Origin of the sequence: Actinophytocola sp. (genome assembly GCF_035634895.1) — a bacterium.
Classification (GTDB): Bacteria; Actinomycetota; Actinomycetes; order Mycobacteriales; family Pseudonocardiaceae; genus Actinophytocola.
Map to the genome: position 1 here is coordinate 1 of NZ_DASQCC010000078.1, position 2244 is coordinate 2244.

General features: G+C 70.9%; 3 protein-coding genes. All 3 read left to right on the top strand.

What is annotated here, in order from left to right:
* Nucleotides 1-1431, top strand: a 1431-nt coding sequence (locus tag VET29_RS10920) for a 4-hydroxyphenylacetate 3-hydroxylase family protein (RefSeq protein WP_324918627.1), incomplete at its 5' end; no start/stop codon positions are given.
* The gene (locus tag VET29_RS10925; protein WP_324918631.1) at nucleotides 1428-1856 is read left to right on the top strand and encodes a RidA family protein; all 429 of its coding nucleotides are present in this window, start codon (nucleotides 1428-1430) and stop codon (nucleotides 1854-1856) included. The genes VET29_RS10920 and VET29_RS10925, both read left to right, overlap by 4 nt.
* Nucleotides 1853-2244 (top strand): DUF1028 domain-containing protein (locus VET29_RS10930; RefSeq protein ID WP_324918633.1); only part of this gene is annotated, 392 nt, incomplete at its 3' end. The genes VET29_RS10925 and VET29_RS10930, both read left to right, overlap by 4 nt.

Here is a 2244-nt window from a genome sequence, read left to right on the forward strand (position 1 = left end):
GACTACATCGAGTCGCTCCGCGACGGCCGGGAGGTGTGGATCGACGGCGAGCAGGTCACGGACGTGGCCACGCACCCGGCGTTCGCGCCGATGGTGAGCGTCCGCGCGCGGATCTACGATCTGGCTCACGAGGCCGGAACCGCCGGACTGCTGACCTACACCGACGACGAGACCGCGGAACGCTGCGCCACCACCTCGCGCCCGCCGCGCACCCGCGACGACTGGCGGGCCAAACGGGACACGGTCGACGCCATCCTCGACGACGCCGGCGGCGTGGTCACCCGGGTCGGCGACGAGACGGTCGGCGAGATGTGGTCGCTGTTCGACGGGCAGAACGTGCTGAACGAGATCGACGCGGCGTTCTCCGCGAACATCGCCCGCCACGTCCGGCGCGCCCAGCTGCTCGACCCGTTCCACGTCTCGGCCAACACCGACCCGAAGGGCAACCGGGCCCTGCGGCCGCAGGATCAGGACCCCGACGTGCTGCTGCACGTGGCCGGCGAGACCGGCAACGGCATCGTGGTGCGCGGCGCCAAGTTCGAGACCGCGGCGGCCTACGCTAACCAGGCGTTCGTGAAGCCGACGATCGGCGAGTGGAACAACGAGGTCCTGTCCGACTACGCGGTCGGATTCCTGGCCGACATGGGCGCCCCGGGCATCAAGCACATCTGCCGGTCCGCCTTCGCCGACCGGCGCGACCCGGAGGACTACCCGCTGACCAGCCGGTACGACGAGATCGACACGATGATCGTCTTCGACGACGTGGAGATTCCATGGGAGAACGTCTTCTTCTACCGGCATACCAAGGCGGCCGCGTTCATCCGCGCGACCCTGCACCGGTACAGCATCTTCCCGTACGTCCAGCGCTACCTGCGCTTCGCCGATTTCCTCCTCGGCGTCGCCTACGCCAGCGCCCGGTCCACCGGCGTCACCATGCACCAGGCCGTGCGGGAGAAGATCGCGCAGATCGCGTGCTACCGGGAGGGCATCAACGCGCACCTGACCGCGGCGATCGAGCTGGCCGAGCCGAGCCCGGGCGGGCTGCTGATGCCCAATCAGCCGATGATGTACGCGGGCCGGGTCTTCGCCTCCTCCCAGCTGCCGGCGGTCATGCACCTCGTCCGCGACCTGTGCGGCTGCCAGGTCAGCCTGATGCCCAGCAAGGCCATGTTCGACTCCCCCGGCGCCGGCGACTGGCTGCGGAAGTACTTCACTATCGGGGAGATCCCGGCTGAGGAACGCCGCAAGCTCTTCGTGCTCGCCCGTGACCTGCTCAACTCCGACTACGCCGGGCACCGGCTGACCTTCCAGCTGTTCGCGCAGTCGCCGCCGTTCTCGCACCTGCTCGCCGTCTACAACAACTACGACTTCAGCGGCCCGCTCGACCTCGTGTCGAGGTACTCCGCGGTCGCCGACGAGGTGCGCAAATGAGGGAGCCCATCACCGTCGGCGGTCACCTGCGGATCCGGCCGTTCAACACCGCCGAGAGCTATCCCGAGCAGCGGCTGGACAACGACCTGTGCCAGGCGGTGGTGGCCGGCAACACGGTCTACCTGCGCGGCCAGGTACCGCAGGACCTGGATACCGGCCAGAGCGTGCACGCCGGCCATCCCGCCGCCCAGGCCGAGCAGGTGATGACGAACGTCGAGACGCTGCTGGCCGAGGCCGGGGCGTCCGTCGAGCACGTGGTGTCCTGCACCGTCTACCTCACTGACATCCGGCACCGCGAGGCGGTGTACCGCGTGCTCGGACGTCACCTCAAGGGCGTCTACCCGGTGTTCACCGGCCTGGTCGTGTCCGCGCTCGCCCGGCCCGAATGGCTGGTCGAGGTCACCGTGGTGGCGGTCAGGCCATGACGTTCTCGCTGGTGGGCCGCTGCGACCGCACCGGCGCGGTGGGCGCCGTCGTCGCGTCGGCCAGTATGGCGGTGGCGGCGCGGTGCGCCGCGGTCCGGGCCGGGGCCGGCGCGGTGTGCAGCCAGAGCACGACCGACCCGCGGCTGCGCGAGGCGCTGCTCGAGACCATGGCCGGCGGCGCGGCCGCCAGCGACGCGCTCGCCGCCCTGACGGCCCGCACCGGGGACATCGCGTACCGGCAGCTCGCGGTGGTGGACGCGGCGGGCGGTTCGGCCTGCTACTCCGGCGAGCTGACGCTGGGCGATGCGGCCGACGTCTGCGCGCCGGGTGCCGCCGCCGCGGGGAACCTGCTCGCCGACCGGGGGGTTCCCGCGGCGATGCTCGCCAC